The sequence below is a fragment of the Amycolatopsis sp. NPDC051045 genome, assembly GCF_040682955.1.
Lineage (GTDB): Bacteria > Actinomycetota > Actinomycetes > Mycobacteriales > Pseudonocardiaceae > Amycolatopsis.
In genome coordinates this window covers 283,223-308,802 of sequence record NZ_JBFBCC010000010.1, presented here as the reverse complement: position 1 = coordinate 308,802, position 25,580 = coordinate 283,223, and the positions used below count along the sequence as shown (strand labels likewise).

21 protein-coding genes are annotated in these 25,580 nt (G+C 70.7%); 14 read left to right on the top strand and 7 right to left on the bottom strand.

From position 1 onward, the window contains the following. Positions 1 to 103 precede the first annotated feature (103 nt). Positions 104 to 1,219: a histidine kinase gene (locus AB0M80_RS25140; protein ID WP_364569350.1), complete on the top strand. Its 1,116-nt coding sequence runs from the start codon at positions 104 to 106 to the stop codon at positions 1,217 to 1,219. After that, positions 1,210 to 1,854 carry a response regulator transcription factor gene (locus AB0M80_RS25135; RefSeq protein ID WP_364569347.1) on the top strand — a complete coding sequence of 215 codons (645 nt, stop codon included), beginning with the start codon at positions 1,210 to 1,212 and terminating at the stop codon, positions 1,852 to 1,854. Before AB0M80_RS25140 ends, AB0M80_RS25135 begins: the two co-directional genes overlap by 10 nt. A 5-nt stretch (positions 1,855 to 1,859) precedes the next feature. Here the strand turns inward: AB0M80_RS25135 and AB0M80_RS25130 are convergent, their stop codons facing one another. Then, positions 1,860 to 3,506 carry a DNA repair helicase XPB gene (locus AB0M80_RS25130; RefSeq protein WP_364569344.1) on the bottom strand — a complete coding sequence of 549 codons (1,647 nt, stop codon included), beginning with the start codon at positions 3,504 to 3,506 and terminating at the stop codon, positions 1,860 to 1,862. Between the two features lie 89 nt (positions 3,507 to 3,595). On the opposite strand from AB0M80_RS25130, the gene AB0M80_RS25125 reads away from it, so the two are divergent. Further along, positions 3,596 to 4,240: a hypothetical protein gene (locus AB0M80_RS25125; RefSeq protein WP_364569341.1), complete on the top strand. Its 645-nt coding sequence runs from the start codon at positions 3,596 to 3,598 to the stop codon at positions 4,238 to 4,240. On the opposite strand, the gene AB0M80_RS25120 is transcribed toward AB0M80_RS25125, so the two are convergent. Beyond that, positions 4,237 to 5,622 carry an FAD-dependent oxidoreductase gene (locus AB0M80_RS25120; protein ID WP_364569338.1) on the bottom strand — a complete coding sequence of 462 codons (1,386 nt, stop codon included), beginning with the start codon at positions 5,620 to 5,622 and terminating at the stop codon, positions 4,237 to 4,239. The genes AB0M80_RS25125 and AB0M80_RS25120 overlap by 4 nt on opposite strands. A gap of 58 nt (positions 5,623 to 5,680) precedes the next feature. Next, on the bottom strand, positions 5,681 to 6,646 hold the full coding sequence (locus tag AB0M80_RS25115) for an ABC transporter substrate-binding protein (RefSeq protein WP_364569336.1): 966 nt from the start codon (positions 6,644 to 6,646) through the stop codon (positions 5,681 to 5,683). A 186-nt stretch (positions 6,647 to 6,832) separates the two neighbouring features. On the opposite strand from AB0M80_RS25115, the gene AB0M80_RS25110 reads away from it, so the two are divergent. From AB0M80_RS25110 to mdlC, 6 genes are all read left to right on the top strand, one after another. Then, positions 6,833 to 9,562, top strand: coding sequence for a sensor histidine kinase (locus AB0M80_RS25110; protein WP_364569333.1), 2,730 nt, complete (start codon positions 6,833 to 6,835; stop codon positions 9,560 to 9,562). A gap of 12 nt (positions 9,563 to 9,574) precedes the next feature. Next, positions 9,575 to 10,252: a copper homeostasis protein CutC gene (locus AB0M80_RS25105; RefSeq protein ID WP_364569330.1), complete on the top strand. Its 678-nt coding sequence runs from the start codon at positions 9,575 to 9,577 to the stop codon at positions 10,250 to 10,252. Positions 10,253 to 10,411: 159 nt separating this feature from the next. Further along, the gene (locus tag AB0M80_RS25100) at positions 10,412 to 10,882 is read left to right on the top strand and encodes a hypothetical protein (protein WP_364569327.1); all 471 of its coding nucleotides are present in this window, start codon (positions 10,412 to 10,414) and stop codon (positions 10,880 to 10,882) included. A gap of 86 nt (positions 10,883 to 10,968) precedes the next feature. Then, positions 10,969 to 11,898 carry a hypothetical protein gene (locus tag AB0M80_RS25095; RefSeq protein ID WP_364569326.1) on the top strand — a complete coding sequence of 310 codons (930 nt, stop codon included), beginning with the start codon at positions 10,969 to 10,971 and terminating at the stop codon, positions 11,896 to 11,898. A 158-nt stretch (positions 11,899 to 12,056) separates the two neighbouring features. After that, positions 12,057 to 13,706 carry a S53 family serine peptidase gene (locus AB0M80_RS25090; RefSeq protein WP_364569323.1) on the top strand — a complete coding sequence of 550 codons (1,650 nt, stop codon included), beginning with the start codon at positions 12,057 to 12,059 and terminating at the stop codon, positions 13,704 to 13,706. Positions 13,707 to 13,838: 132 nt separating this feature from the next. Further along, a complete protein-coding gene (gene mdlC, locus AB0M80_RS25085) occupies positions 13,839 to 15,425 on the top strand; it encodes a benzoylformate decarboxylase (RefSeq protein WP_364569320.1) in 1,587 nt (528 codons plus the stop codon). A 57-nt stretch (positions 15,426 to 15,482) separates the two neighbouring features. Here mdlC and AB0M80_RS25080 read toward each other — a convergent pair whose 3' ends face one another. Genes AB0M80_RS25080 through AB0M80_RS25065 form a run of 4 tightly spaced genes read right to left on the bottom strand, consistent with a single transcriptional unit; the run spans position 15,483 to position 18,973 of the window. Continuing rightward, entirely contained in the window at positions 15,483 to 16,343 is an 861-nt protein-coding gene (locus AB0M80_RS25080; protein ID WP_364569318.1) for an ABC transporter ATP-binding protein, read from the bottom strand. 20 nt (positions 16,344 to 16,363) lie between these two features. After that, positions 16,364 to 17,197: an ABC transporter permease gene (locus tag AB0M80_RS25075; RefSeq protein WP_364569315.1), complete on the bottom strand. Its 834-nt coding sequence runs from the start codon at positions 17,195 to 17,197 to the stop codon at positions 16,364 to 16,366. Continuing rightward, positions 17,194 to 17,964, bottom strand: coding sequence for an ABC transporter permease (locus AB0M80_RS25070; RefSeq protein WP_364569313.1), 771 nt, complete (start codon positions 17,962 to 17,964; stop codon positions 17,194 to 17,196). The genes AB0M80_RS25075 and AB0M80_RS25070 overlap by 4 nt, the downstream gene beginning before the upstream one ends. Before the next feature lies 1 nt (position 17,965). Next, positions 17,966 to 18,973, bottom strand: coding sequence for an ABC transporter substrate-binding protein (locus tag AB0M80_RS25065; RefSeq protein WP_364569451.1), 1,008 nt, complete (start codon positions 18,971 to 18,973; stop codon positions 17,966 to 17,968). 744 nt (positions 18,974 to 19,717) lie between these two features. Here AB0M80_RS25065 and AB0M80_RS25060 point away from each other — a divergent pair. The 5 genes from AB0M80_RS25060 to AB0M80_RS25040 all read left to right on the top strand — a co-directional run bounded on the left by AB0M80_RS25060 (position 19,718) and on the right by AB0M80_RS25040 (position 25,574). Next, the gene (locus AB0M80_RS25060; RefSeq protein WP_364569310.1) at positions 19,718 to 22,879 is read left to right on the top strand and encodes a nitrate- and nitrite sensing domain-containing protein; all 3,162 of its coding nucleotides are present in this window, start codon (positions 19,718 to 19,720) and stop codon (positions 22,877 to 22,879) included. A 20-nt stretch (positions 22,880 to 22,899) separates the two neighbouring features. Then, positions 22,900 to 23,361, top strand: a complete 462-nt coding sequence (locus tag AB0M80_RS25055; protein ID WP_013230256.1) for a roadblock/LC7 domain-containing protein — start codon at positions 22,900 to 22,902, stop codon at positions 23,359 to 23,361. A 25-nt stretch (positions 23,362 to 23,386) separates the two neighbouring features. Then, on the top strand, positions 23,387 to 24,166 hold the full coding sequence (locus AB0M80_RS25050; RefSeq protein ID WP_364569307.1) for a DUF742 domain-containing protein: 780 nt from the start codon (positions 23,387 to 23,389) through the stop codon (positions 24,164 to 24,166). Then, positions 24,147 to 24,755, top strand: a complete 609-nt coding sequence (locus AB0M80_RS25045) for an ATP/GTP-binding protein (protein ID WP_285986767.1) — start codon at positions 24,147 to 24,149, stop codon at positions 24,753 to 24,755. The genes AB0M80_RS25050 and AB0M80_RS25045 overlap by 20 nt, the downstream gene beginning before the upstream one ends. A gap of 402 nt (positions 24,756 to 25,157) precedes the next feature. Beyond that, on the top strand, positions 25,158 to 25,574 hold the full coding sequence (locus AB0M80_RS25040; RefSeq protein WP_364569304.1) for a roadblock/LC7 domain-containing protein: 417 nt from the start codon (positions 25,158 to 25,160) through the stop codon (positions 25,572 to 25,574). Positions 25,575 to 25,580: the final 6 nt, after the last annotated feature.

The following is a 25,580-nucleotide window of genomic DNA, read 5'->3' as shown; positions in this document are numbered from 1 at the left end:
TCGAACTTACGAATCCGCGCTGGTCAGGGCATTGCAGAACGCCACCGGGAAAATTGCGGAAAACCGCAATACGCGCCCGGGCCAACCTGGCTAGCCTCGAGTTGTGATCATCCGGGCGGCACGCACGACAGCGGGCGTCGGCCTCGGCGCGCTCACCGCGCTCGCCGAGGTGCTGTACGTCGTGCTGAGTGCGCCCCTGCTCGTCGTTCCCGCGACGCGCCGGGTCGTCCTGCGCGGCGCCCGGAAGTTCGCCGATGTCGAGCGCGCTCGGCTGTTTCGGTTCTTTGACAACTACATCAGCGACGATTACGACGACCACCGGGCGCTGCAGTACCTCTTCCTGCGCGTCCTCGCCGGCCTGCTCGGGCTGGGGATCTGGGCGTGCCTCGGTGCCGGGGTGGTGACGGCCGTGGTCTACGGCCGGCAACTGGTCACCGGACGCGCACCCGGTGGGCAGGGCGCCGGGACCGTCGCCGACTGGCTGCTGATCGCCGTGCCGGCGGCGATCGCGGTGTTCCTCTGCTGGCAGGGGATCGTCGGCGTCGCCGAGCTGGACCGGCGGCTCGCCAAGCGGTTCCTCAGCCCGAGCTACCGGACGCTGGTGGAGCGCCGGATTTCCTTCCTCTTCAACACACGCGCGGAAGTCGTCGAGGCGGTGAACGACGAACGCCGCCGCATCGAGCGCGACCTGCACGACGGCGTGCAGCAACGGCTGGTCGCCTTGGGCGTGCTGCTCGGCCGGGCCCGGCGCACGGGGAACACCGAGCTGGTCCGGCAGGCACACGAGGAAGTGCAGGAAACCCTGCGCGAGCTGCGCGAGGTCGCCTGGCACGTGTACCCCATCGCGCTGGACGAAAGCGGTCTCGACGCCGCGCTCGAGTCCCTCGCCGAACGAGCGACGATCCCGGTCGACGTGCGGTACACGCTCACCGAGCCACCCTGGCTCTCGCTGGCGACCGTCATCTACTTCGTGGTGTCGGAGTCCGTCACCAACGCGGTCAAGCACTCCGGCGCGACGCGGATCACGATCGACGTCCACCGCGTCGGCCGGAAGATCGTGGTGGAGATCGGCGATGACGGCTCGGGTGGAGCCCGGACCGTCAGCACCGGCGGGCTCGGCGGGCTGGCGCGGCGCGTGGCGGCGGCGGATGGGCAGTTCAATGTGGACAGCCCAGCGGGTGGTCCCACGGTGGTGCGGGCGGTGCTGCCGTGCGCGTGATCCTGGCGGAGGATTCGACGCTGTTGCGGGAAGGCCTGGTGCGGCTGCTGGCCGAGGAAGGCCACGACGTGGTCGCCGCGGTCGGTGACGGCGAAGCACTCATCGAGGCCACTGCGCAAGCGCGGCCCGACGTCGTCGTCACCGACGTGCGGATGCCGCCGACCCACACCGACGAAGGCCTGCGCGCCGCCCTCGAGATCCGGGAGAAGTGGCCGGAAACCGGGGTGCTCGTCCTCTCCCAGTACGTCGAGAAGCGGTACGCCGCCAAGTTGATCAGCGCGGACGGCGGCCGCGTCGGCTACCTGCTCAAGGACCGCGTGGCCCAGGTCGGCGAGTTCCTCGACGCGCTGGAGCGGGTCGCCGAAGGCGGCGCCGCCTTCGACCCGGAGGTGGTGCGGCGGCTGGTGGCCCGCACCTCCCACGAGGACGCGCTGAGCCGGCTGACCCAGCGCGAGCGGGACGTCCTGGAGAAGATGGCGCAGGGCCACACGAACGCGAGCATCGCGCAGCTGCTGTACATCTCGCAGAGCTCGGTCGAGAAGCACGCGAACGCGATCTTCGACAAGCTCGACCTGCCCCAGGCGGCCGGGTACAGCCGCCGGGTGCTCGCCGTCCTGCGGTACCTCGGTTCGTGAGCGGCTCAGAGCGGCCGGAGCAGGTCGTCCGCGTCCACGATGTGGTACGCGTAGCCCTGCTCCGCGAGGAACCGCTGCCGGTGCGCCGCGTACTCCGTGTCGACGGTGTCGCGCGAGACGATCGAGTAGAAGTGCGCCTGCCGCCCGTCGCCCTTCGGACGGAGGAGCCGTCCCAGCCGCTGCGCCTCCTCCTGCCGCGAGCCGAACGTGCCCGAGATCTGGATCGCCACCGACGCCTCGGGCAGGTCGATCGAGAAGTTGGCGACCTTCGACACCACGAGCGTCCGGATCTCGCCGCGGCGGAACTTGTCGAACAGCTCCTCGCGCTCCTTGTTGCGCGTCGAACCCTGGATCACCGGCGCGTCGAGCTCGTCGCCGAGCATCTCCAGCTGGTCGAGGTAGGCGCCGATGACCAGCGTCGGCTCCCCGGCGTGCTTCGCGACGATGGACTTGATCACGGGGGTCTTCGTCATCGCCGTCGCCGCGAGCTTGTACCGCTCGTCGGCCTCGGCCGTCGCGTAGTCCAGGCGTTCCGCGTCGGTCAGCGTCACGCGCACCTCGGTGCACTCCGCCGGCGCGATCCAGCCCTGCGCCTCGATGTCGCGCCACGGCACGTCGTAGCGCTTCGGCCCGATCAGCGAGAAGACGTCGCCCTCGCGGCCGTCCTCGCGCACCAGCGTCGCGGTCAGGCCGAGCCGGCGCCGCGACTGCAGGTCCGCCGTCATCCGGAACACCGGCGCCGGCAGCAGGTGCACCTCGTCGTAGATGACCAGGCCCCAGTCCCGCGAGTCGAACAGCTCCAGGTGCCGGTACTCGCCCTTGGTCTTGCGGGTGATCACCTGGTAGGTGGCGATGGTGACCGGCCGGATCTCCTTCTTCTCCCCGGAGTACTCGCCGATCTCCTCCTCGGTCAGCGACGTCCGCGCGATCAGCTCGCGCTTCCACTGCCGCCCGGCGACCGTGTTGGTCACCAGGATCAGCGTCGTCGCCTGCGCGCGAGCCATCGCCGCCGCGCCGACCAGCGTCTTCCCCGCGCCACAGGGCAGCACGACGACGCCGGAGCCGCCCGCCCAGAACGCCTCCGCGGCCATCCGCTGGTAGTCGCGCAGGTGCCAGTCCTGCTCGTCCAGGGCGATCGCGTGCGCTTCGCCGTCGACGTACCCGGCGAGGTCCTCGGCCGGCCAGCCGACCTTCAGCAGCGCCTGCTTCAGCCGCCCGCGCTCGGACGGGTGCACGATGACGGTGTCCTCGTCGATCCGGGCACCGAGCATCGGGCCGATCTTCTTGTTCCGGATGACCTCGGCCAGCACCGCGCGGTCGGTGGTCGACATGACGAGCCCGTGCGCCGGGTGGTTGGCGATCTGCAGCCGCCCGAACCGGCCCATGACGTCGACGACGTCGATCAGCAGCGGCTGCGGCACCGGGAAGCGCGAGTACGTGGTCAGTGCGTCGACGACCTGCTCGGCGTCGTGGCCCGCGGCGCGCGCGTTCCACAACGCCAGCGGCGTGATCCGGTAGGTGTGCACGTGCTCCGGCGCCCGTTCGAGCTCGGCGAACGGCGCAATGGCGACGCGCGCGTCATTTGCCTGGGGGTGGTCGACCTCCAGGAGCACGGTCTTGTCGGACTGGACGATCAGCGGGCCATCAGTCACAACTACTGTTATACGTGCCTCGCTCCGGTCCGCTCCCGTCGCGGGTCCGCCGGTGGGCCGAGGTGCCGAGGGGATCACTGGAGGGCACGTTGACCACACCGCCGTTCGACGACAACCCGTTCCGGTCGCCGGACTACGCGCCGCCGCCCGCGCCGATGCCACCGGCACCGGGGCAGCAGCCGATGCCGCCGGTACCGGGGCAGCGACCGATTCCGCACTGGTTCACCACGAAGGTGCGGATCACGCTGATCGCGTGCGTCGTCGCCGCGCTGGGCCTGGGCTCGCTGGGCGCGATGAGCATCTACTGGCTCGACCACAGCGGCCCGCCGTCGGAGGGCGACTGCCTGTACCTGACGCGGGAGGGCGCCGGGAAGCTCGCCTACCACCGCGTCACCTGCAGCGCGGACAACGCGACGTACAAGGTCGAGAACACCTATCGCGGCGCCATCGCGTGCGCGTCCGGTGACTACGTGCGGTTCCGGCTCGGCTCCGGGGCCGGCCAGACGCTCTGCCTCGCGCTGAACGTCAGCACCGGTGAGTGCCTGCGCGACGTCGACGACGAGGCCACGATCGCCAAGGTGGGGTGCAGCGACCCGGCGGCGCAGGAGCGCGTCGAGGTGTTCCTCGCCAGCTTCGGCAGCGAAGACATCTGCCAAGACGCCGACAAGGTGCTGATGTACGGCGGCCCGCCGCGCCGGACGGTGTGCCTGCTCAGGACGGGGGAGAACATCTAGCCGAACCACCTGGTCAGGTCGGCCGGGTCGGCGGCGTAGCCGTCCGGCCGCAGGAGCAGCAGCCGGCCGCGGTACCCGGCGTCGCCGGTGGTCGCGCGGACGACGTCGACCTGGCCGGTGCAGCCGGCTGGCGTGGCGTGGTCGCCGAGGTCGAGGAGCAGCCCGCGGCCGTCGTGCAGCAACGCCGACAGCCGCGTCGGCCCGGACGCCGTCGTCAGGTCGAGGTCGGGGACCCGGTGGACGCCGGGGTAGCTCAGGCCGAGGCCGGACAGCAGCCCGCTGAAGTAGCGGTTGGTGTCCGGCAGCCGCATGAGGTCGACGACGATCTCGCGCAGCGCCTCGACGTTCTCGCTGCGCTCCGGGGCCGTGAACACGCGCTGCGCCGCCGTGTGCCGCAGGACGCGCTCGGCGGCCGGGTGGCGTTCGGCGTGGTAGGTGTCCAAGAGCCCCGACGGCGCCGTGCCGCGGACCGTGGCGGCCAGCTTCCAGCCGAGGTTCATCGCGTCCTGGATGCCCAGGTTCAGCCCCTGCCCGCCGAGCGGCGGGTGGATGTGGGCGGCGTCGCCGGCGAACAGGACGCGGCCGTGCCGGTACTGCTCCAGCTGCCGTGTCGCGTCGTTGAACCGCGAAGCGCCGTACACCTCGCCCAGCCTGGTCTCGGCGCCGTACAGCGCTGTCAGCGCTTCGGTCACCTCGGTGTCCGACACCGGCGCGTCGCGGCCCGGCTGCTGCGTCGTGGAGCCGAACACGAACCGGTGGCCGCCGTCGCCGAGGGGCGTGAGCATCGACCAGTACCCGTCCACCTGCCGGGTGACCTGGCTGAAGTGCGCGGCGCGGGCCGGCACCAGCTCGGACGCCGCGGCGAGCCGGATGTGCGCGAGCGTGGCGACGTAGGTTTCGGTGCGACCGGGGAACGGCACCCCGAGCAGTCGCCGGACGGTGCTGTGCGCCCCATCGCAGGCCACCAGCCAGCGTGCGCGGAGCCCGTCGACCGTGACGCCGTCCGCGTCGACGTCGACCGTGGTCACCTCGTGGCCGCGCTTGACGACCACGCCGTGCTCGACCGCGTGCGAAGCCAACATCGCCTCGACGTCGTCCTGGGTCCGGTTGAGCACGCGCGGGTGGCGCGTCTGCCAGACGCTGTGGTCGAGCGGGACCGGCAACCCGGCGAAGTGCCCGCTCGGGCCCTCGAGCTGATGGGCGGCCGGGTTCAGGCCGCGCATGTCCAGGAGTTCGGCGGTGCGGGGCTGGAGCCCGACCGGCCGCGGCAGCCCCGGCCCCGCGCGGCGTTCGAGCACGGTCACCTCGACCCCGCCCAAGGCGAGTTCGGCGGCGAGCATCAGGCCCGTCGGGCCGGCTCCGGCGATCAGGACGTCGGTCATCACGCACTCCTCAAGTAGACTGAGTGCAAAAGTAGACCAAGTGCAAGTTTGGCGGTAGCTAATAACCGGGTCGGTCGGGGAGCAGGGCCTGGACGTCGAGGCGGTTCGCCAGCAGGCCGGAGTTGTGCATCAGGTCGGCGACGCGCTGCAGCCGGATGCCGTTGAGCGACGCCGGGTACGAGCCGAGCGAGATCAGCGCGGCCGTGGTCGCGTCGATGTCGGAGAACTTCGGCAGGGCGTCGCGCACGATCGCCGGGTCCGTCGCGCTCTGCTGGGCCGCACCCAGCGCGGTGCGGAACGCGGCCAGGGTCCGGGGGTTGGCCTGCGCGAACGGCTTGGCCGCCGCGTAGCCGGACAGCGGGAAGTCGAGCGTCGAGCCGCGGGCGCCGTCGGCCAGGATGTGCGCGCCGAGGTCCTTCTCGGCGCGGGTGATGTACGGCTCGATCATGAGCGCCGCGTCGGCGTCCCCGGCCTGCAGGGCCTGCGGCATCCGGTCGAACGGCACCTGCGCGAACTTGATCTTCGTCTGGTCGACACCCGCGGTGACCAGCACCGAACGCGCGACGAGCGCGCCGACGTCGTCGAGCATGTTCACCGCGATCTTCGGCGACCTCTTCGCCGTCGGCACGGTGTAGTCCGAGTCGGGCAGCGTCACCAGGGCCATCGTGTTGGGGCCGGCCGTGTAGGCCTCGCCCTGCAACTGCAACGCCGTCCCGCCGGCCGCGGCGCGGAACAAGGCGATGTCGGAGGCGAAGGTGACGTCGAGGTCGCCGGCGGCCAGCTTCGCGAGCCCGTCGTCCGCGCCGAGTTCGACGAGCTGCACGTTCAGCCCGGCGGAGCCGAACTTCCCGGCCGCGACGGCGATCCGCAGCGGGGCCGTGTCGATGGCGTTGCCCACACCGATGCGCAGGGTGGTCCGTTCCAATGGCGGCGGTGGCGCGGCGGTGCCGGAAGAGAACATGCCGCAGCCTGCGGTCACCAGCAGCGCCGCTACCAGCGGAATCGTCCGTCCGCGTCTGATCATGAACCTTCACCTACCGCGAGAATCTGGTTCTCGTGCTGGATCGTATGGTCCGCGCCCCATACGATCGCGGGCAGGGCCGTCTCGCGCCAGCACGGCTTTCGGATCTGCATGGGGCGGGCTACCGTTCAGTAGGTTCGAGTGTCGTTCGATCCGCGGGTTCCCATCCGCGGCGGAAAAGGAAACCAGGTGACCCGTCGCGACAAGCGTCCCCGCAAGGGCGGCGACGCGGCGGATCCACGTCCGGCGGGCGGCCGCTGGCGGTTGCGGAACTGGCGACTCGGCACGAAGCTCTTCGCCGTCCTCCTGATCCCGGCGCTCGCGGTCATCGCGCTCGTCGGCCTTCGGATCAGCTCGGACCTGCGCGAAGCCCGGCAGCTCGCCGAGTTCGCCACGCGCGGCCGCGTCGACAGCACGGTCGCCGAAGCTTTGCACGAGCTGCAGCGCGAGCGCGACCTCACCGTCCGGTTCGTCGCCCAGAACCGGCAGGGCGACACCGCGGACCTCACCGCCCAGCGCAACCGCGTCGACCAGGCCATCGGCGCCTTCGAGCGGACCCTCGCCGACAGCAAGCCGCGGCTCGACGCGAAGGCATCGGAAAGCCTGCAGCAGACCGACGACCGGCTGCGCGTGCTCGGCGGCCTCCGGTTCTCCGCGGAGCATTCGGCGTTTCCCGCCGACGCCGTGCTGCGCTCCTACAGCGAGCTGATCTCCGGCTTGCTCGACATCAGCGACTCCGCCGCCGCCGACGTCTCCGACCCGGAGCTGGCGCGGATGCGGCTGGCGGGCAACGCGCTGGCCCGGATCAAGGACCAGATGTCGGTCAAGCGGGCGGTGATGGCCGAAGCGCTCGCGGCGGGCACCCTCAACCGCGACCGCACGCGCGCCCTGCTCGGCGCGGAAGCGGAACTGGCCGCCGCACGCAGCGACTACCGCACCTTCGCCACCCCAGACCAGCAGCGGATGTTCGACGACACGGTGATCGGCCTGGTCGTCGACATCGGCAACGACATGGTCGAATCCGCGCTCACCCGCAATGAGAACGGCCAGAACCTCACCGGCCTCGACCCGAACCAGTGGGACACCTCGGCGACCCACACGGTGAACCTCGCCCACCAGGTGCAGCAGGCGCTGCTGGTCCAGTTGCAGGAACGCACGGACGCCCTTGCGGCGCAGGCCCGCACGGCGGCGTTGTGGGACGGCGGTGCGGTGCTCGGTGTCCTGCTCGTCGCGGGCGTGCTGTCGGTGGTCATCGCGCGGTCCCTGTTGCGCCCCTTGCGGATCCTGCGCCGGACGGCACTGGAAGTCGCCGAGCACCGGCTGCCCGCGGCCGTGCAGAACCTGCTCACCGACCCCGAGCCCGCCCCCGAGAACCTGCGGAAACGGCTCGCCGTCGCGCCCGTGCCGGTGTTCACCCGCGAAGAGCTCGGCCAGGTGGCGCGCGCGTTCGACGCGGTGCACGGCGAGGCCGTCCGGCTCGCCGGCGAACAGGCGATGCTGCGCGAGAACGTCAACGCGATGTTCGTCAACCTCTCGCAGCGCAGCCAGGACCTCGTCGAACGGCAGCTGTCGGTGCTCGACCGGATGGAGGCCGACGAGCAGGACCCGGACACCCTCGCGGGGCTGTTCGAGCTCGACCACCTGGCGACGCGAATGCGGCGCAACAGCGAAAACCTGCTGGTGCTGTCGGGCCAAGATTCGGCTCGGGAGGACGCCGGCCCGGTGGTGGCCGACGAGATCATCGGCGCCGCGCTTTCGGAGGTCGAGCACTACCAGCGGATCGAGCTCGGCCCGGCTCCGCAGGTCGCGATCCGCGGCGAGGCCGTCAACGACCTGGTGCACGTCGTTTCGGAGCTGCTGGAGAACGCGACGCGTTACTCCGGCGACGAGCCGGTCACCGTGGCGAGCGCCGAAACCCACGACGGCGACTGGCAGATCGAGATCATCGACCACGGCGCCGGCATGCCGCAGGCCGAGATCGACCGCACCAACGAGCGGCTGGCGCACCCGCCGGACGTCGACGTCGAGGTGTCGCGCCGGATGGGCCTGTTCGTCGTCGCGACGCTGGCCACGCGGCACCGCATCGACGTCAGGCTGAGCCCCGGTGACGGATCCGGGCTGGTCGCGACCGTGCTGGTGCCCGCGGCCCTGATCGTCGAGGCGCCGCCGATGCCGGTGACGCCCCCGCCCGCCGAGCCGCCCGCGGCCCCGGAACCGGAGCTGCTGGCGCCGCTCGCCCCGCTCACGCCGCCGGAGCCCGAACCCGAACCCGAACCGGAGCCGGAGGAGCTGACGCCGCCGTCGATCGAGGCGGGCCCGCCGCGCCGGGCCCCGGTGGTGGCCCGCGACCACGCGCCGGCGTGGCCGACCATGGACGACGAGGCCCACCTGGACCTCGACGCCCCGACCGAGCGGATGCCCGCCTACCGGGACGTCCTGTCCCGCTGGTTCGACGCCTCCGCCGCGCCCGAACTGCCGCGGCGGGCGCCGGAGCCGCGTCCGGTCGCCGAGGAGCCGCGGCAAGCGGGCCCCGAGCCGCGGCACGCGCTCACCACGCGGCCGCCGATCCGCCGGCCCGAGCCTGAGCCGGCGCCGGCGCCGGCGCCGGTGGCCGTCGCGCCCGAGCCAGGACCGGACGACGAAGACACCGATCCGCAGTTCCCGCCCGTCGCGCCGCCGGCCGCGATCCAGCCCACGTACCAGTGGCCGACCCCCGCCGAGCTGGAACAGGAGGACGGCGCCGAGGACACCTGGCCGTTCCTGCAGCCCGCGGATTCCGCGGCCAGCCCGGGAGCGGTGCCGGAACAGCGGCCGATACTCTCTCTTTCCCCGGAAGCGGTACGCGAGCGGATGACGAGCCTGCAAGGCGGCTTCCGGCGAGGGCGGCACGCGAGGGGAGACGACACCCGGAACCAGTGAAACGGATGAGGCATGAGCTCGAAGACGCCCCTGCTGGAAGTGATCGCGCTGGACGCGGCGGACGCCGAAGGCGCGCAGGCGGGCGGGGCGGACCGCCTCGAACTGGTTGCGGACATGGCGCAGGACGGCCTGACGCCGTCGGTCGAGACGCTGCGTGACGTGCTCTCGGCGACCGACCTGCCGGTGCGGGTCATGCTGCGGGACAACGGTTCCTTCGCCGTCGGCGACCTCGAAGGGCTGCGCGCGGACACCGCCCGGCTGATCGACGCGGGCGCGCGGGAGTTCGTCTTCGGTTTCCTCACCTTCGACAGCGAGATCGACCTGGACGCCTGCGAGGCGCTGATCAAGGAGGTCGACGGCCTGCCGTGGACGTTCCACCGCGCCATCGATCGCACCCGCGACCCGTTGCGCGCGTACGACCAGCTGGCCTCGCTCGGGTGCGACACCGTGCTCGCCGCCGGCCACCCGAACGGCGTGGCCAGCGGGCTTTCGGTGCTGCAGCGGCTCGCGCAGCGCGAGAGCGGTCCGGAACTGCTCGTCGGCGGCGGCCTGCGCGCCCAGCAAGTGCACCTCTTGCGCGCGGGCGGGGTGCGCGGGTTCCACGTCGGGAGTGCGGTGCGGCCCGGCGGCTGGCAGGCGGCGGTGGACGCCGGAACCGTGCGCACCTGGGTCGACCTCGTCAAATCCTGATCGACTTCGGAATATTCCGGAAGATCGGCGGGGTAAAACGATTTCCGCCGATGTTCCCGCGCGCCGGTTCAATCGTGATCCCGACGCGATGAAATCGCATCCGCCGTGTGCAGTGTCGCGGTGGCGGTTGCGCGTGCGCCTGCACAAGCAGTTCAGGGTATGACCTGGTTGGTGGCTGATTTCCAGGCGATCGGCTGGCTACGGTGGTCCCGCATTTTGCAATCCGGGCAATCTCCAGGAATCGATCTGCAGTGCGGGAGGCGGCGCCGTGTGCGCGCGTATTCAGTTCGAGAACTCGTTGCGTGGACAGCAGGAAGTCAAGGGCTTGGCCAGCCGGTGGATTTCGGTCGCCTTGGCGCGGCTGATTCCTCGCGGATATCGCTCGAGTGCGGCCACGGCAAGCCGGAGGGTGGAATCGTGACCGGCACGATACCGCCTCAACGCGAGACCGGAACCTTCGAAGACGATTTCGCGAAACTGGGGCTCGGTGGCTCCCTCGTCCTCACGGGCCTGCTGGCCGCCGTCAAGATCGCGGAAACCGCCACGGGTGTGGTGCTGACCGCCACCGGGGTCCTGCCCGGTGCCAGTCCCTCGAAGGAGCGGGCACCCGCCCGGTCCGGCGGGGAATGAGCGGAGCTGCCCGATCGGCAGCTCCCGACGGACGGAGGGCTGCCATGACCGGCAGTGGCGGACGGGACGACCGGAGTGTCACACGCGTGGGGCTCGCCGATGTACGGCGGCTGGAGGACGTCGTCGCCGAACTCAGAGCCCTGGACTACCGATACGGCGGCGGCTCCTGCCGGGTGGCCGTCGAGTCGCGGCTGCCCGCCGCCACGGCGTTGCTGGACGGCGTGACGAAGACCTTCGTCCTGGCCAGGCTCTACACCGCCGTCGCCGACCTGTACAACCTGGCCGGCTGGACGAATTTCGACCAGGACCGCCCGGCTGCCGCACTGGCGGCGTTCGCGCGGGCGCTGGAGCTGGCCGTCGAAGCCGGGAACGACGACCTCCAGGCCAACATCCGGTACCGCGTCGGACGGCTGCACCTGCACTACGGCGCCGTCGACGCGGCGCTGGCGGAATTCGCGCGGGGCCGCGAGGCGGCGTTGCTGGCCGGCTCCAAGCTCGCGCAGGCGATCCTGTCGGCCAACCAGGCGTGGGCCCACGCCAAGAAGGGCGACGTCACCGGCGCGCTGGCCTACCTGCGCCGCGCCCGCGAGGAGTTCGCGGACGCCGAGTGGCGCGAGCCGTCGCCGTGGGCGGCGTTCTTCGGGCGCACCGACCTGGCGGCGATGATCGGCACGGTGCACGGCGAACTGGCGCAGGTGGTCGACGTCCGGCACGGCCGCGACGGCATCCCCGCCCTCACCGAGGCGATCGCGGGGTACCGGCGGGGCATGACGCGCAGCCGCTCGCTGACCTTGATCTGGCTGGCCACCGTGCACGCGCTGGACGGCGATCTCGACGTGGCCGTCACCGTCGGCGAGGAGGCGGTCGAGCTGGCGGGCGCGCTGCGGTCGCCGCGCGTGCGGCAGCGGCTGCAGTCGCTGTCGGCGGCCGCCCGCCGGTTCGGCGGAAACGCGGACGCGGGGGCGATCGTCGACCGCATCGACCATCTCAGGCATTCCTCGACGATAATCGAATGATCATGCAAAGGTAAACAATACGGAAAATGAAAATGGGATCCGCTGAAGACCGGCCAAAAGTAGGTTCCTTGGCGTGATCGCGGCTTCTTATGCTTCTCGGCAACCTGCGGCGAGCATTTCGCGCAGGCCCGGTCCCCACCGCCGAGAGGAAATTCCCCATGCGCTTGCGCAAGCTCGTCGCGGCCGCTGTGCCGCTGCCTGCGTTGCTCGGCCTCGCCGTGGCCGTCCCGGCCGCCGCCGCGCCGGAGCCCCTGGTCACGCTGGCCGACAACGCCGCGCCGCTGGTCGACAGCGCCCGCACCGGCGACGTCGCGGCCGACCGGCCGATCACCGCCGCGCTCTCGCTGAAACTGCACAACCAGCAGGCGCTGGAAAAATTCCTCGCCGACGTGCAAAACCCCGCTTCGCCGCAATACCACCACTTCCTGACCCCGGCGCAGTTCACGGCCAGGTTCGGCCCGACCCAGGCCGACGTCGACAAGGCCGTCTCATTTCTCGGGAAAGCGGGTGCCACCGGGATCGAGGTTTCCGGGAACCGGCAGGCCATCACGTTCACCGGCTCGGCGGCGCAGCTCGAATCGGCGTTCCGCACCCGGATCGGGACCTACCACGACCGGGTCTCCGGCCGGGACTTCTTCGCCAACGACGCCGTGCCGGCTGTACCCGCGAGCGTCTCGGACGTCGTGGGCAACGTCGTCGGCCTCGACAACCACGCGGTGCGGACGCATTCGTCGAAGGCGGCCGCCCAGCCGAACGTCGTCAAGGCCGTCACCCCGCCGGTGCTCAAGACCGCTTACGGCACCAGCGGTCTGTCGGCGACCGGCAGCGGCGTCAACGTCGGTTTCGTCGAGTTCGACGGGTACCAGAAGTCCAACATCACCAAGTACGACAGCACGTACGGCCTTTCGTCGGGCTCGGTGACGACGGTCGGGGTCAGCGGTGCGAACTACGACTCGTCGCCGGGCGACGGCCAGATCGAGGTCGAACTCGACATCGAGGTCGTGCACGCGCTGGCGGCCGCGGCCAACGACTACGTCTACGAGGCGCCGAACTCGAGCGCGGGCGAACTGGCGATGTACCAGAAGATCGCGTCGGACGACACGGTCGACGTCGTCTCGATCTCCTGGGGCGCTTGCGAATCCGCCGAAGGGTCGAGCGCGGCGAAGAGCGTCAGCAGTGCGATCGCGACCGGTACCGCGGAGGGGATCTCGTACTTCGCCGCCGCGGGCGACGACGGCACGACCGACTGCTACCGCCAGACGGGTTCGACGGCGCGGGGAGTGGACTTCCCGGCGTCGAGCCCGAACGTGACGGGCGTCGGTGGGACGAAGCTGAGCGTGACGTCGTCGAACGGCTACAGCAGCGAAGCGACCTGGAACGACGGGAACTCCGGCGGCTCGACCGGCGGCGGGATTTCGACGGTCTTCACCGCGCCTTCGTGGCAGTCGTCGCAGAGCACGACGTACCGCAAGGTGCCGGACGTTTCGGCGGACGCCTCGCCGACGTCGGGCTACTCCATCTATTCGGCGGGCAGCTGGGAGACGGTCGGCGGCACGTCGGGCGCGGCCCCGCTGTGGGCGGCCTTCGCCACGCTGCAGAACCAGGTGCACGGCGGCGGTCTGGGCAACCTGAACCCGAAGTTCTACTCGATCGGCAACGGGTCGTCCTACGGAACGGGCTTCCACGACGTGACGACGGGCAACAACACCCTCCACGGCACGACCGGGTTCAGCGCCGGGACGGGCTACGACCAGGTGACGGGCTGGGGTTCCTTCAAGGGCACCGGGCTGTCCGGCCTGATCGGCTGAGTGTGCGCGGAGCCGGGGCTGTCGCGGATCTGCGACGGCCCCGGCTTTCCGTGACGCCGAGGACCGCCGGTGCCGGTCGGTGCGGCCGCTTGGGGGACTTTCCTTCGCAAGACTAAGCGTTAGTGTGGGCGCATGATCAAGCGCACGGTGCTGGACGCCACCCGCGAACTCCTCCGCGAACTCGGGCTCACCACGGTGTTCGGCAACCCCGGCACCACCGAGGTGCCGTTCCTCACCGACTGGCCCGACGACTTCGACTACGTCCTGGGCCTGCAGGAATCCGCGGTCGTGGCGATGGCCGATGCCTACGCCCAGGCCACGCGGCGGGCCGTGCTGGTCAACCTGCACTCCGCCGGCGGGGTGGGGCACGGGCTCGGCAGCCTCTTCACCGCCTACCGCAACCGGACGCCGATGATCGTGGTCGCCGGGCAGCAGATCCGGTCGCTCATCCCGCACGAACCCTTCCTCGGGGCCATGGAAGCGCCGGAGTTCCCGAAGCCGTACGTGAAGTGGTCGATCGAGCCCGCCTCCGCCGAGGACGTCCCGGCCGCGCTGGCGCGGGCCTACCACGTGGCGACGCAGGCGCCGTCCGGTCCGGTGTTCGTGTCCGTTCCGGCTGATGACTGGTCCGCCACCACCGAGCGGCCCGTCGTCTCGCGGCCCCGCATCCGGGGTTTCGCGCCGGATCCCGAGGCCGTCGACGAGCTCACCGCCGCGCTCGAAGCCGCCGAACGGCCGGCCATCGTCGTCGGGGGAGCCGTCGACCAGGACGGTGCCGTCGTCGAAACCGTCGCGCTCGCCGAACGCCTCAACGCCGCCGTGTGGGTCGCGCCGATGTCCTACCGCTGCTCGTTCCCCGAAGACCACCCGCTGTTCCAAGGGTTCCTCGACCCCGAACGCGGAGCCGTCGCCGACGCGCTCGCGCGGCACGACCTCGTCGTCGTGCTCGGGGCGCCCGCTTTCACCTACCACGTCGACCGCGGGCGCGGGGAAACTCCGCTGCCACCGCTGTTCATCGTCAGCGACGACGAGCAGATCCTCGCGCGCGCCTTCGAAGGCACCGGCATCCGCGCCACGCCGAAACTGGGCATCCGCGCCTTGCTCAACGTCGTCGAACGCAGCACCCGGCCCGCGCCGGCTCCGAGGCAGCGTCCCGCGAAGCCGGGCGGTGAGACGCTCACCGGCGAATTCGTCTACTCGACGCTCGCGGATCTGTTGCCGGACAACGCCCTGGTGGTCGAGGAAGCGCCCAGCCACCGCGGGATCCTGCACGACCACCTGCCGATCACGGCGACCGACACCGGGTTCCTGACGATGGCCAGCGGCACGCTCGGCTACGGCGTCCCCGGCGTGGTCGGCGCGGCGCTCGCCCGTCCGGACCGCAAGGTCGTCGGCGTGATCGGCGACGGTTCGAGCATGTACGGCATCCAGGCCCTCTGGACGGCGGCGCGCGAGGAACTGCCGGTCACGTTCGTGATCCTGGACAACTCCGAGTACGCGGCCGTCCGCATCCTCGGCGACGCGATCGGCGGGGCGAAGCTGCCGGGCACCGAACTGGGCGGCATCGGCTTCGCGGCGCTGGCGGAGAGCATGGGCTGCCACGGCGTGACGATCACCGAGCCGTCGGACCTGGTCCCCGGCCTCACGGCAGCGCTGGCCGACCCCCGCCCGACGCTGGTGCACGTCCGGGTCGCCGCGTCGAGCAGGTCGCTGTACTGACGGGTCGTGAGTGGTGAGGCGGGTCTCGACCCGCCTCACCAACGACAAGCCGCGGCGCTAGCTCCTGGTCCTGGTCTCCGTCAGGTTCGGTGCCCGCTCGGCCAGTTCCCACTCCGCCGCATCGGAAGCCGCTGTGGCGGCTTCGGCCGGGGTGCCGCCGTGCAGTAGCCGGGCGACTTCGCCGCGCAGCGTCACGAACTCCGCCGACTCGCGCGTGGTGATCTGGTTGCGCTCGGCGGGCAGGCCGACCGGCAGGTCCGCCACGATCGAGGCCGGCGACTTCGACAGCACCAGCACCCGGTCGGACAGGTAGACGCTCTCGTCGATGTCGTGGGTGACGACCAGGATCGTGCTGCCCTGCTCGCGCTGCACGCGCCGGGTCAGGTCCTCCAGCTCGAACCGCGTCTGGGCGTCGACCGACGCGAACGGCTCGTCCATCAGCAGCAGCGCCGGGCGGCTGGCCAGCGCGCGGGCGATCGACACCCGCTGCTGCATGCCGCCGGACAGCTGCCACGGGAACTTCCCGCCGACGCCGGACAACCCGACCTGATCGAGCGCCTCGGCCGCCCGCTCGCGCCGCTCGGCCTTCGAGATCGACCGCCACCGCAACGGGAATTCCACGTTCTTCTGCACCGAAAGCCACGGGAACAGCGAACGGCTGTAGTCCTGGAACACGACGGCGAGGTCGTCCGGGACGCCCGAGACGCGGTCGCCGTGCAGGCTCACCGTGCCCGCGGTCGACGGGGTCAGCCCGGCGATGCAGCGCAGCAGCGTCGACTTCCCGCAGCCCGACGGGCCGACGATGCTGGCCAGCTGCCCGGCCTCGACGGTGAACGACAGGTCGTTCACCGCGGTGTGCGCCTTCGCGCCACTGCCGTAGGTGTGGCTGAGGCCGGAAACTTCGAGCATGGTGGACATGGGAGAGGCCTTTCCAGCGTTCAGTCGCGGCCGAGGCGGGTCGGCTGCCAGGCCAGCACCCGCCGTTCCGCGGCCAGGAAGATCGTGTTGAAGACGTAGCCGAGGATGCCGAGCAGCACCAGCCACGACCACATGACCGGGAAGTCGAAGTCCTGCTGGGCGTTCAGCAGCGACCGCCCGATGCCGTTGTAGGCGCCGACGAGTTCGGAGACGACCATCAGCAGCAGTGAGATGGACAGGCTCACCCGCAGCCCGGCGAAGATCTTCGGCGCCGCCGCGGGCAGCACCACCATCGTGATCCAGTACCGCTTCGGCGTGCGGAAGGACCGCGAGGTCTCCACCTTCACCTGATCGACCGACCGGACACCGTCGACCGCGTTGAGCAGCACCGGCCATACGGCGCCGAAGATGATCGACCCGATCTGCATGCCCGAGCTCAGCCCGAACAGCACCGCGAACACCGGAATCAGCGTGGGCGGTGGGATCGAGCGGAAGAACGCGAACAGCGGGCCGACGTAGTCCATCGCCTTTGCGGACCGGCCGAGCAGCACGCCGAGCACGATGCCGACGACCGCGGCCAGCGCCCAGCCGCCGAACGTCCGGCCGAGGCTGGGGAACACGTTGTCGAACACCGCGTCGGTGAGGAAGAGGCGCGACGCGGGTCCGGTGAACCACAGCTTCGCGGCGGCGGCCGCTATCTCGGTCGGCGGGGGGAAGAACTTGCTGCCGCCCGCGCGGGCGGCGAACTCCCAGGCGACCACGAGGATCGCGAACAGCAGCCAGTTGCGGACGACCGAGGCGGCGCCGCGCGCGGCTCGCCTGCCGACCCGGCCGGAAAGAGTCACCGCGGTCATGCGATCGCCTCCCGGTCCACCGTGCTCCAGCGGAACAGCCGCCTGCCCAGGTGTTCGAGCCCTTCGTTGATCAAGTAGCCCAGCAGTCCCGCCACCACCGTACCGGCCAGGACCAGGTCGAACCGGGTCGAACCGGTGCTGGCGACCAGGATGAAGCTGCCGAGGCCGACTTCGGAACCGGCCAAGAACTCGACGCTGACGACGGCGATCAGCGAGATGATCGCCGAAAGCCGGATGCCCGTGAAGACGAACGGCGCGGTCTGCGGCAGGGCGACCGATGACAGGATCCGGAATCGGCTGGTCCCGCACGCGCGCGCGGTCTCCATCAGTACCGGGTCGATCTCGCCCATGCCGTAGATGGTGTTGAACATGATGGGCCACAGCGAGGCGTACACCGCGAGGGCGATCTTCGCGTCGGGGCCGGAGCCGATCACCAGCAGCACCAGCGGCACCAGCGCGGTGACCGGGATCGGCCGGAGGAATTCGACGATCGCGGCGGTGGCGGTGCGCAGCACCGGGATGCTGCCCAGCAGCAGCCCGGCGGGAACGGCGATGGCGATCGCGATCGCGAGCGCGATCAGCCAGGCCAGCATCGTCGCGACGATGTCGCGGAGGAAGGAGGGGTCGCCCAGGAGGTCCCCGACGGTGACCAGGACGACGCTCGGCGGCGGGGTGAACGTCTTACTGACCAGGCCGACCTGGACGACGACCTCCCAGAGCAGGAGGAAGCCGACCAGGCCGGCCAGGCCGCGGAGCAGTTTCGTCACGTCAGCTGGTCGCCTGCGGGGCGATCATCGGCGCGGCGTCGACCTTGCTGGTGATGACACCCATCTGCAGCAGCAGGTCGGGGACCCGCTGGAGGCGCCGGGCGTCCAAGGTGGAGCCGTAACCCGGCAGGGTGAGCAGCTTGGCCGTGTCTTCGTCGATCTTCGCGTACTTGACCAGCAGCGGCTCGACCTTCGAGCGGTCGTTGAGCGCGTCGCTGGTGGCCTTCTTCATCGCGCGCTGGAAGGCCGCGAGGGTCTTGGGGTTGGCCTGCACCCACTTCGTCGCCGCGCCGTAGCCGGTCAGCGGGAAGTCCTGGCTCGCACCGGTGTTGATGTCGATGACCGGCGTCGCGCCGACGACCTTCGCCGCCTGCGAGAGCATCGGCTCCGGCATGTAGGCCGCGTCCACCTGGTTGTCCTTCAGAGCCGCCGCCATGTTCGGCAGCGGGACCAGCACCCAGTTGACCTTGCTGAAGTCGACGCCGTGGTCCTTCATGACGGATTTGGTGAGGATGTCCGAAGCGGTGTTCTTGGCCGTGATCGCGATCCGTTTGCCGGCGAGGTCGTTGACCGTCTTCACCGTCGAGGTCGGCACCGTGACGATCGCGTTGCTCTTCGCGTTCACCGACGTGCCGTCCGCGACCAGCTGGATGTCCGCGGCACCGGTGCTCTTGGCGATGAAGAACGGCGTGTAGGTCGAGAGGGCGATGTCGGCCTCGCCGGAGATCGCCTTCGTCATCGACGCCTGCCCGCTGTTGGCGATGATCTGCTCGACCTCGAGGCCCTCGGCCTTGAAGTAGCCGCCGTCCTGGGCCAGCCAGAACGGCGCCAGGTCCGTGGTCGGCATGATGGAGACCTTGATCTTCGACTTCTCCAGGCCGCCTCCGGTCGACGGGGCGTTCGAGTCGTCCGAGCCGAGCGCGCTGCAGCCACTGAGGGCGGTGACTGCGGCGGCGGTGAGGGCGAGCCCGAGCGCGGCGCGGCGAGTGCGAACCCGGCCACCGCTCATGGCGTTTCCAAACAAGGCCTGCTCCTTGAAGAAAGTGACGGTTGGTGAACCGAATCCAATGGGAGTGCGTGACTCATTCTCAGAAGTCACGCGGGCCACTGTAGAGAACGTGACAGCTTGCTCACAATGGGTGGAATCACTACCGGACCGAGTGGCGCACGTCACTCTTTGGGCCTCTGGTCTAGACCCGCTGCTCCACTCGCCGTAGCCGTTCACCCAGCGTAGGGTCAAGGTCTCGAAAGAGCGATGACCAGCTGTGTGTCGGCTGAGCGAACGCTGTGCAACATCCAGCGGGTCCTGTCGGGAGGGTTACATCTTCCCCTGCCGTTCGCTACCCTCTGCACCTGCGGGGAGGTATCAACCTCCGATGTAGTGAGAGAGAGTGCCTGGATGGCCGATCAAGATGATCCACTTCGGTGTCCCAGCACACTTCGGTGTACCAGCACACACTGTGCTTTTCCTGAGAGAATCTTCCCCGCAATGACCACTGCCAGGCCGGGTGCAGCCGCCGCGCCGGTGGGCTAGGCCGAACCAACAGACCGATGCAGGACCAGCGCAGGGACCCGACCGTGATGCTCGAGCTGAACCGATTCCGTCCGGCCGGACGGGGTTCAGGAACCCCCAGGGCCAACACCGAAGACGATCTTTTCACCCGTACGGGTAGCGTCTTGCGCTGGGCTCCTTCCGATGGGCCGGAGCGCCGGAGCACCGGGAGCGTGCAGACGAGTGGCTGAGGAGAACGCGATGCGCCCTGGTGGGCGCTGGACCGACCAGGCTTTCACGAGCACGAACGATGATGGTGGTGCGGCGGTGCCGAACGAAGACGCCGCGGGGGTGGGAGGGGCCCCTGCGCAGTCACCCGGAGCTGATCCGGGCCGGAAGACCGGGCTGTTCTCCGGCATGCGCGACTGGCGGCTGCGGTCCAAGCTGGCCGCGGTCCTGATCATCCCCACCCTGACCGCGCTCGCGCTGGGTGCGGTGCGGGTGGTCGACGACGCCCGCGAGGCGGCCGAGTTCCAGCGCACCGCCGACCAGGTCGCGTTCGCCGTCAAGGTGACCACAGTGGTGCACGAGTTGCAGAACGAGCGCTCGCTGGCGGTCGCGCGGATCTCCTCGCGGAACTCGCTGCTGCAGACCGGGCTCGACGCGCAGATCGCCAAGGTCGACCGCGAAGTCGCCGACCTGCGCGGCGCGGTGAACACCCTCGACTACGACAACCAGGCGACCAAGGACCGCTACACCCGCGGTCTCCAGCGCCTCGACGCCCTGCGCCCGCTGCGGGCGGCGTTCAACACCGCGGACGGCCTGCCCGACATCACGGTGCTCACCGCCTACTCGGGCATCCTCGACTCGCTCATCGAGCTCGGCCGCGAGGTGACCACCGCGGTCACCGACCGGGACGTGCTGCGCCTCGGCACGAGCACGCAGGCGATCAGCGAGGCCAAGGAGTTCACCACCCGCTCCGACGCCGAGCTGCAGATCGCCGCGTTCCGCGGCACCTTCCCCGGCGACCTGCTGGACCAGACGCACGCGGCGGCGTCCAGCGCGGACGCCTCCGTCGCGTCGTTCCTCGCGAACGCCGACGACGACCAGCGCCAGCTCTACAACGACACCTACTCGGGCCCGGAGGTCGACGACCGCCGCCGGATCCAGACTTCGGCGTTCGCGCTGGCCCAGCAGGGTGAGGCGCCGACCATCGACACCACCGCGCTCGGCAAGGACAGCACGGTGTCGGCCGACAAGCTGCACGCGGTCGAGTCGAACCTGCTCGCCCAGCTCAAGACCCGCGCCGACGACCTCGCCACGGCGGCGGTCAACTCCGCGTGGGTCGGCGGTGCCGTGGTCCTCGCGGCCCTGGCCGCTGCGATCGCGCTGATGCTCGTCGTCGCCCGGCTCATGCTGCGCCCGCTGCGGATCCTGCGGAAGAGCGCGCTGGACATCGCCTACACCCGGCTGCCGGAAACCGTGCAGGCGATCCTCGACGACCCGGACCCGGTCGGCGCCTCGAAGAAGGCCGTCCAGCCGGTGCCCGTCACCTCCCGCGACGAGATCGGCGAGGTCGCGCGGTCGTTCGACATCGTCCACGAGCAGGCCGTCAAGATGGCCGCCGAGCAGGCGCTCCTGCGCGAGAACGTCAACGGCATCTTCGTGAACCTGTCCCGCCGGTCGCAGCGGCTGGTGGAACGCCAGCTCGGCGTCATCGACCGGCTCGAGGCCGACGAGCAGGACCCGGACCACTTGGCCAGCCTGTTCGAGCTCGACCACCTCGCGACGCGGCTGCGGCGCAACGGTGAGTCCCTGCTGGTGCTCTCCGGCGCCGGCCTGGCGAAGTCGGTGCCCAAGCCGGTGCCCGCCGCCGACGTCATCGGCGCCGCGGTGTCCGAGATCGAGCAGTACGCCCGGATCGAGGTCGGCATCGTGCCCGACGTCGCGGTCCAGGGCCTGGCGATCCACGACCTCGTGCACGTCCTCGCCGAGCTGCTCGACAACGCGACCTACTTCTCCGAGCCGGAGACGAAGGTCATCGTCCGCGCGGTGGTGACCCGCCGCAAGGCGCTGGCCATCCAGGTCACCGACCACGGTGTCGGCATGAGCGAGGAGCGGCTGGCCGAGGTCAACGCGCGCCTGGCCGACCCGCCGGACCTGGACGTGTCGGTGACCCGGCGGATGGGTCTGTACGTGGTCTCGCGGCTGGCCAAGCGCCACGGCATCGAGGTCCGGCTGCGTGAGAACGAGGACATCGAGGGTGGCGTGATCGCCCGCGTCGTCGTCCCGGCCGAGCTGCTGACCCACCTCCGCCCGGGCATGCAGCGGCAGACCCCGCTGCCGGCGAACCGCTCCGAGACGTCGATGTCGATGCCGAGCATCCCGATCCCGGCCGCGCGCACGGACTTCGACCAGACGCAGACGCACGCGGCGGTGCCGCCGTCGGCGCCTCCGCCACCCCCGCCTCCGCCGAGGCACGAACCCGTGCCGAACCAGGGCGGCCTGGTGCCGCTCGACCAGCCGATCAGCCTGGACGACCTGGTCAGCGGCGGCCGCGCGGCGGGTCCGTTCCTGTCGCCGGAGCTGCCGAAGCCCGAGACGCCGGCCTGGCCGACCGCCGAGGACCTGGCGCCGCTGGCCCCGCCGGGGAACGGCGATGGCGCCAGCTCGCGGGCCGCCGACACGCAGTTCGCGCCGCTGGTGCTGCCCAAGCGCGAGCCGAAGTACGTCCCGCCGGAGGAGCCGCCGCCGGCGCCGCCGCCCGCGAACGAGGTCGGTTCGTCGGCGCTCGAAGACGATGTACCCACCCGGCGGTTGCCCATCTACCAGTCGGTGCTGTCACGCTGGTTCAGTGAAGGCGACGACTCGGCAGCCGACCCGGTGCCGCCGCAGAGCGATGGCGAAGACCCCAACCTGCCGCCGCTCACCGGCTCCGACGAGTCGTCAGCGGTGTCAGCGCCGTCGGCGCCCCCCATGCCGATCGCCGAGCCGGCTCCGGACGAACTGCAGCCCACCGCGGCGACCCGGCACCCGCTCCTCCCGCCCGACGACGGCTGGCACAGTGCCTCCGACGACGGCTGGCAGGCGGCGCAGTCGCTGCTGGAGGCCAAGAACGAGGAGATCACCCCGGCCGGGCTGCCCAAGCGCATCCCGAACGCCTACCTGGTGCCCGGATCGATCGACAGCCCGAGCTCGACATCCGAGGCACCGGCGCAGAACAACTTCGCGGACGCAACCGCGGGCATGCCCGGAACGGGTGCGATCACCCGCTCCGCGTCCGCGGCGCGGAACCGGATGGCAAGCTTCCAACGGGGCTACACCTCGGGACGGCACGCCTTGAAGGAACTCCCGGCCGACGAGAGGCTGGAAGGCAGCGGGGTTCATGGGCGTGGCAACACCACAGACAGCAGTGAGGAGTGAAAGTGACACGGGCGGGTGCAATGCAGCCGGGTGGCTCCGCGCAGCCGAACGGCCAAGCGCATGCCAAGGCGAACAATGCCGGCAGCTTCGCTTGGCTGATCACGGATTTCGTGCACCGGGTGCCCGGCGCGGCCCACGCGGTCGTGGTTTCGGCCGACGGTCTGCTCCTGGCGGCCTCGCGAGGCTTGCCGAAGGACCGGGCGGACCAGCTGGCCGCGGTGGCGTCGGGGCTGACCAGCCTCGCGCGCGGCGCGGCCAAGGTGTTCGAGGGCGGCACGGTGGCGCAGACCGTGGTCGAAATGGCCAACGGTTTCCTCTTCCTCATGTCGGTTTCCGACGGTTCCTGTCTGGCGGTGCTGGGGTCACCGGAGAGTGACATCGGCCTGGTCGTCTACGAGATGACCTTGCTGGTGGAGCGGGTCGGCCAGCAGCTGACTCCGGAGATGCGGGCGCAACTGCAGGGTTCGGCCGTCCGCCGCTGAGGACTTGGGAACCGAGGAGAGAGCCGTGGACGACGGGCGCTTGAGGGGTGATGGCCGGCTCGGTGACGACTTCTCCGGCGGGTGGTCCGAACAACCGGACGACGGCCGGGAGGACTGGCAGTCGTTCCGGGACCGCGTCGACCGTGAGTGGCGGGCGCGCCGGGTGCAGGCCTCCGACAGCGACCCCGTGCGGGAACCACCGAACTGGCTGACCGACAGCAATGCCGGTCAGGAGCCGATCCGGCCGATCGCCGGCGGCACCGAGTACCGTGACCGGCTGCTCGGCGGGCCGGGCGCGGAGCTGTTCGGCGGTTCGAGCGGACCGCTGTACGACGCGCACGAGTTCGCCGCGTACAGCACCGAGCGCGACTTCTCGTCGGGCCCGGACTCGGGTGAGCTGGCCGCGGCGCTGCCGCGGCAGGCCCACCAGGAGTACGTCGACGAGCCGCCGCAGAACGAGATGGAGACGTCGGGGCTGGTCCGGCCGTACTTCCGGACCAGGGGCCGGACGAAGGCGACCCTCGACCTGGCCATCGAGGCGCTGATCTCGACCAGCGAACAGGGCCGGATGCTCGACCGGGTCCGGGTGCCCGAGCACCGGTCGATCTGCGACCTGTGCCTCGACACCCGGTCGGTGGCCGAGGTGGCCGCACTGCTGCGGCTGCCGCTCGGCGTGGTGCGGGTGTTGATTGGTGACGTGGCGGGTCTCGGGCTGGTGCTGGTGCACTCCAGCAGCACGACCGTGGGCGACCGCCCGAGTATCGAGTTCATGGAAAGGGTGCTCAGTGGGCTTCGGAGAATTTGACTCCGACGCGAACGCGCCGCAGGTGACGGGTCCGACCTCGTCGGCCAAGATCGTGGTCGCCGGCGGGTTCGGTTCGGGGAAGACAACCATGGTCGGGGCGATCTCGGAGATCGACCCGCTGACCACCGAGGCCATGATGACCGAGGCGAGCGTCGGGCACGACGACACCTCGGCCACGCCCAACAAGACCACCACCACCGTGGCGATGGACTTCGGGCGCATCTCGCTGGACTCGGACCTGGTGCTGTACGTCTTCGGCACCCCCGGTCAGCACCGGTTCTGGTTCATGTGGGACGACCTCGCGGTCGGCGCCATCGGGGCGGTCGTGCTGGTGGACACGCGGCGGCTCGCCGACGCGTTCCCGTCGATCGACTTCTTCGAGAACCGGAAGCTGCCGTACGTCGTGGCCATCAACTGCTTCGACCGGCTGCTGCACCACCAGATCGAGGACGTCCGGCACGCGCTCACCATCGCGCCGTCGGTCCCGATCATGGCGTGCGACGCGCGGGAGCGCGAGTCCGCCAAGCAGGTGCTGATCTCGGTCGTCCAGCACGCGATCGCGCACGATTCGGCCTTGCGCGCGGGATAGCCGATGACGCCCCGAAGCGGATGCGGCCGTTGGAGTGAACTCCGCGTGCTTCACCCACTTCGGGGAGTGCTGCCCCCGTCCGGGGGAAGAGCCGGTCACGCTGCTCCGGCGACGCCGGGCCCGGCGTCGACCGTCCCGGTCCCCTGCCGCTCGGCTGACCTGTGCGGACACCCCGTGGGGGCCGGTCGCGGGCGGCAGCGTGGCGCGACCCGCGGACGTGCGTCGCGTCGCGGGTCGGCGCGGAGCGCATCCGGGCGCACACGTAGGGTGCGCAGCGGTCGATCGGTGGCAGACTCGACACCACCGGCGGTGCGAATACGCTTTATCGTGGCGTCGCCGACCGGCCGTGCCGGGCGCTCCAGGGTGCGGCGGGCGGCGCCGCGCGAGCAAGGAGGAGCAGTAGTGACGGCTTCCGGCCAGGGCACATTCGGCTGGCTCATCACGGACTTCGTGCGCCGGGTACCCGGTGCCGCGCACGCCGTTCTGGTGTCCGCGGACGGGTTGCTCTTGGCGCCGTCGGAAGGGCTGCCCCAGGAGCGTGCCGAGCAGCTGTCGGCGGTCGCGTCCGGGCTGATCAGCCTGACGTCGGGGGCCGCGCGCTGCTTCGAAGCGGGCGGTGTCAACCAGACCGTGGTGGAGATGGAGCGCGGCTACTTGTTCCTGATGTCCGTTTCGGACGGTTCGTCGCTGGCGGTGCTGGCCGCGCCGACGTGCGACATCGGCACGGTCGCCTACGAAATGACCCTGCTCGTCGAGCGGGTCGGCCAGCAGATCACCCCCGAGCTGCGCGCGCAGCTCCAGGGCGGCGTGCGTGGGTAGGGCGAG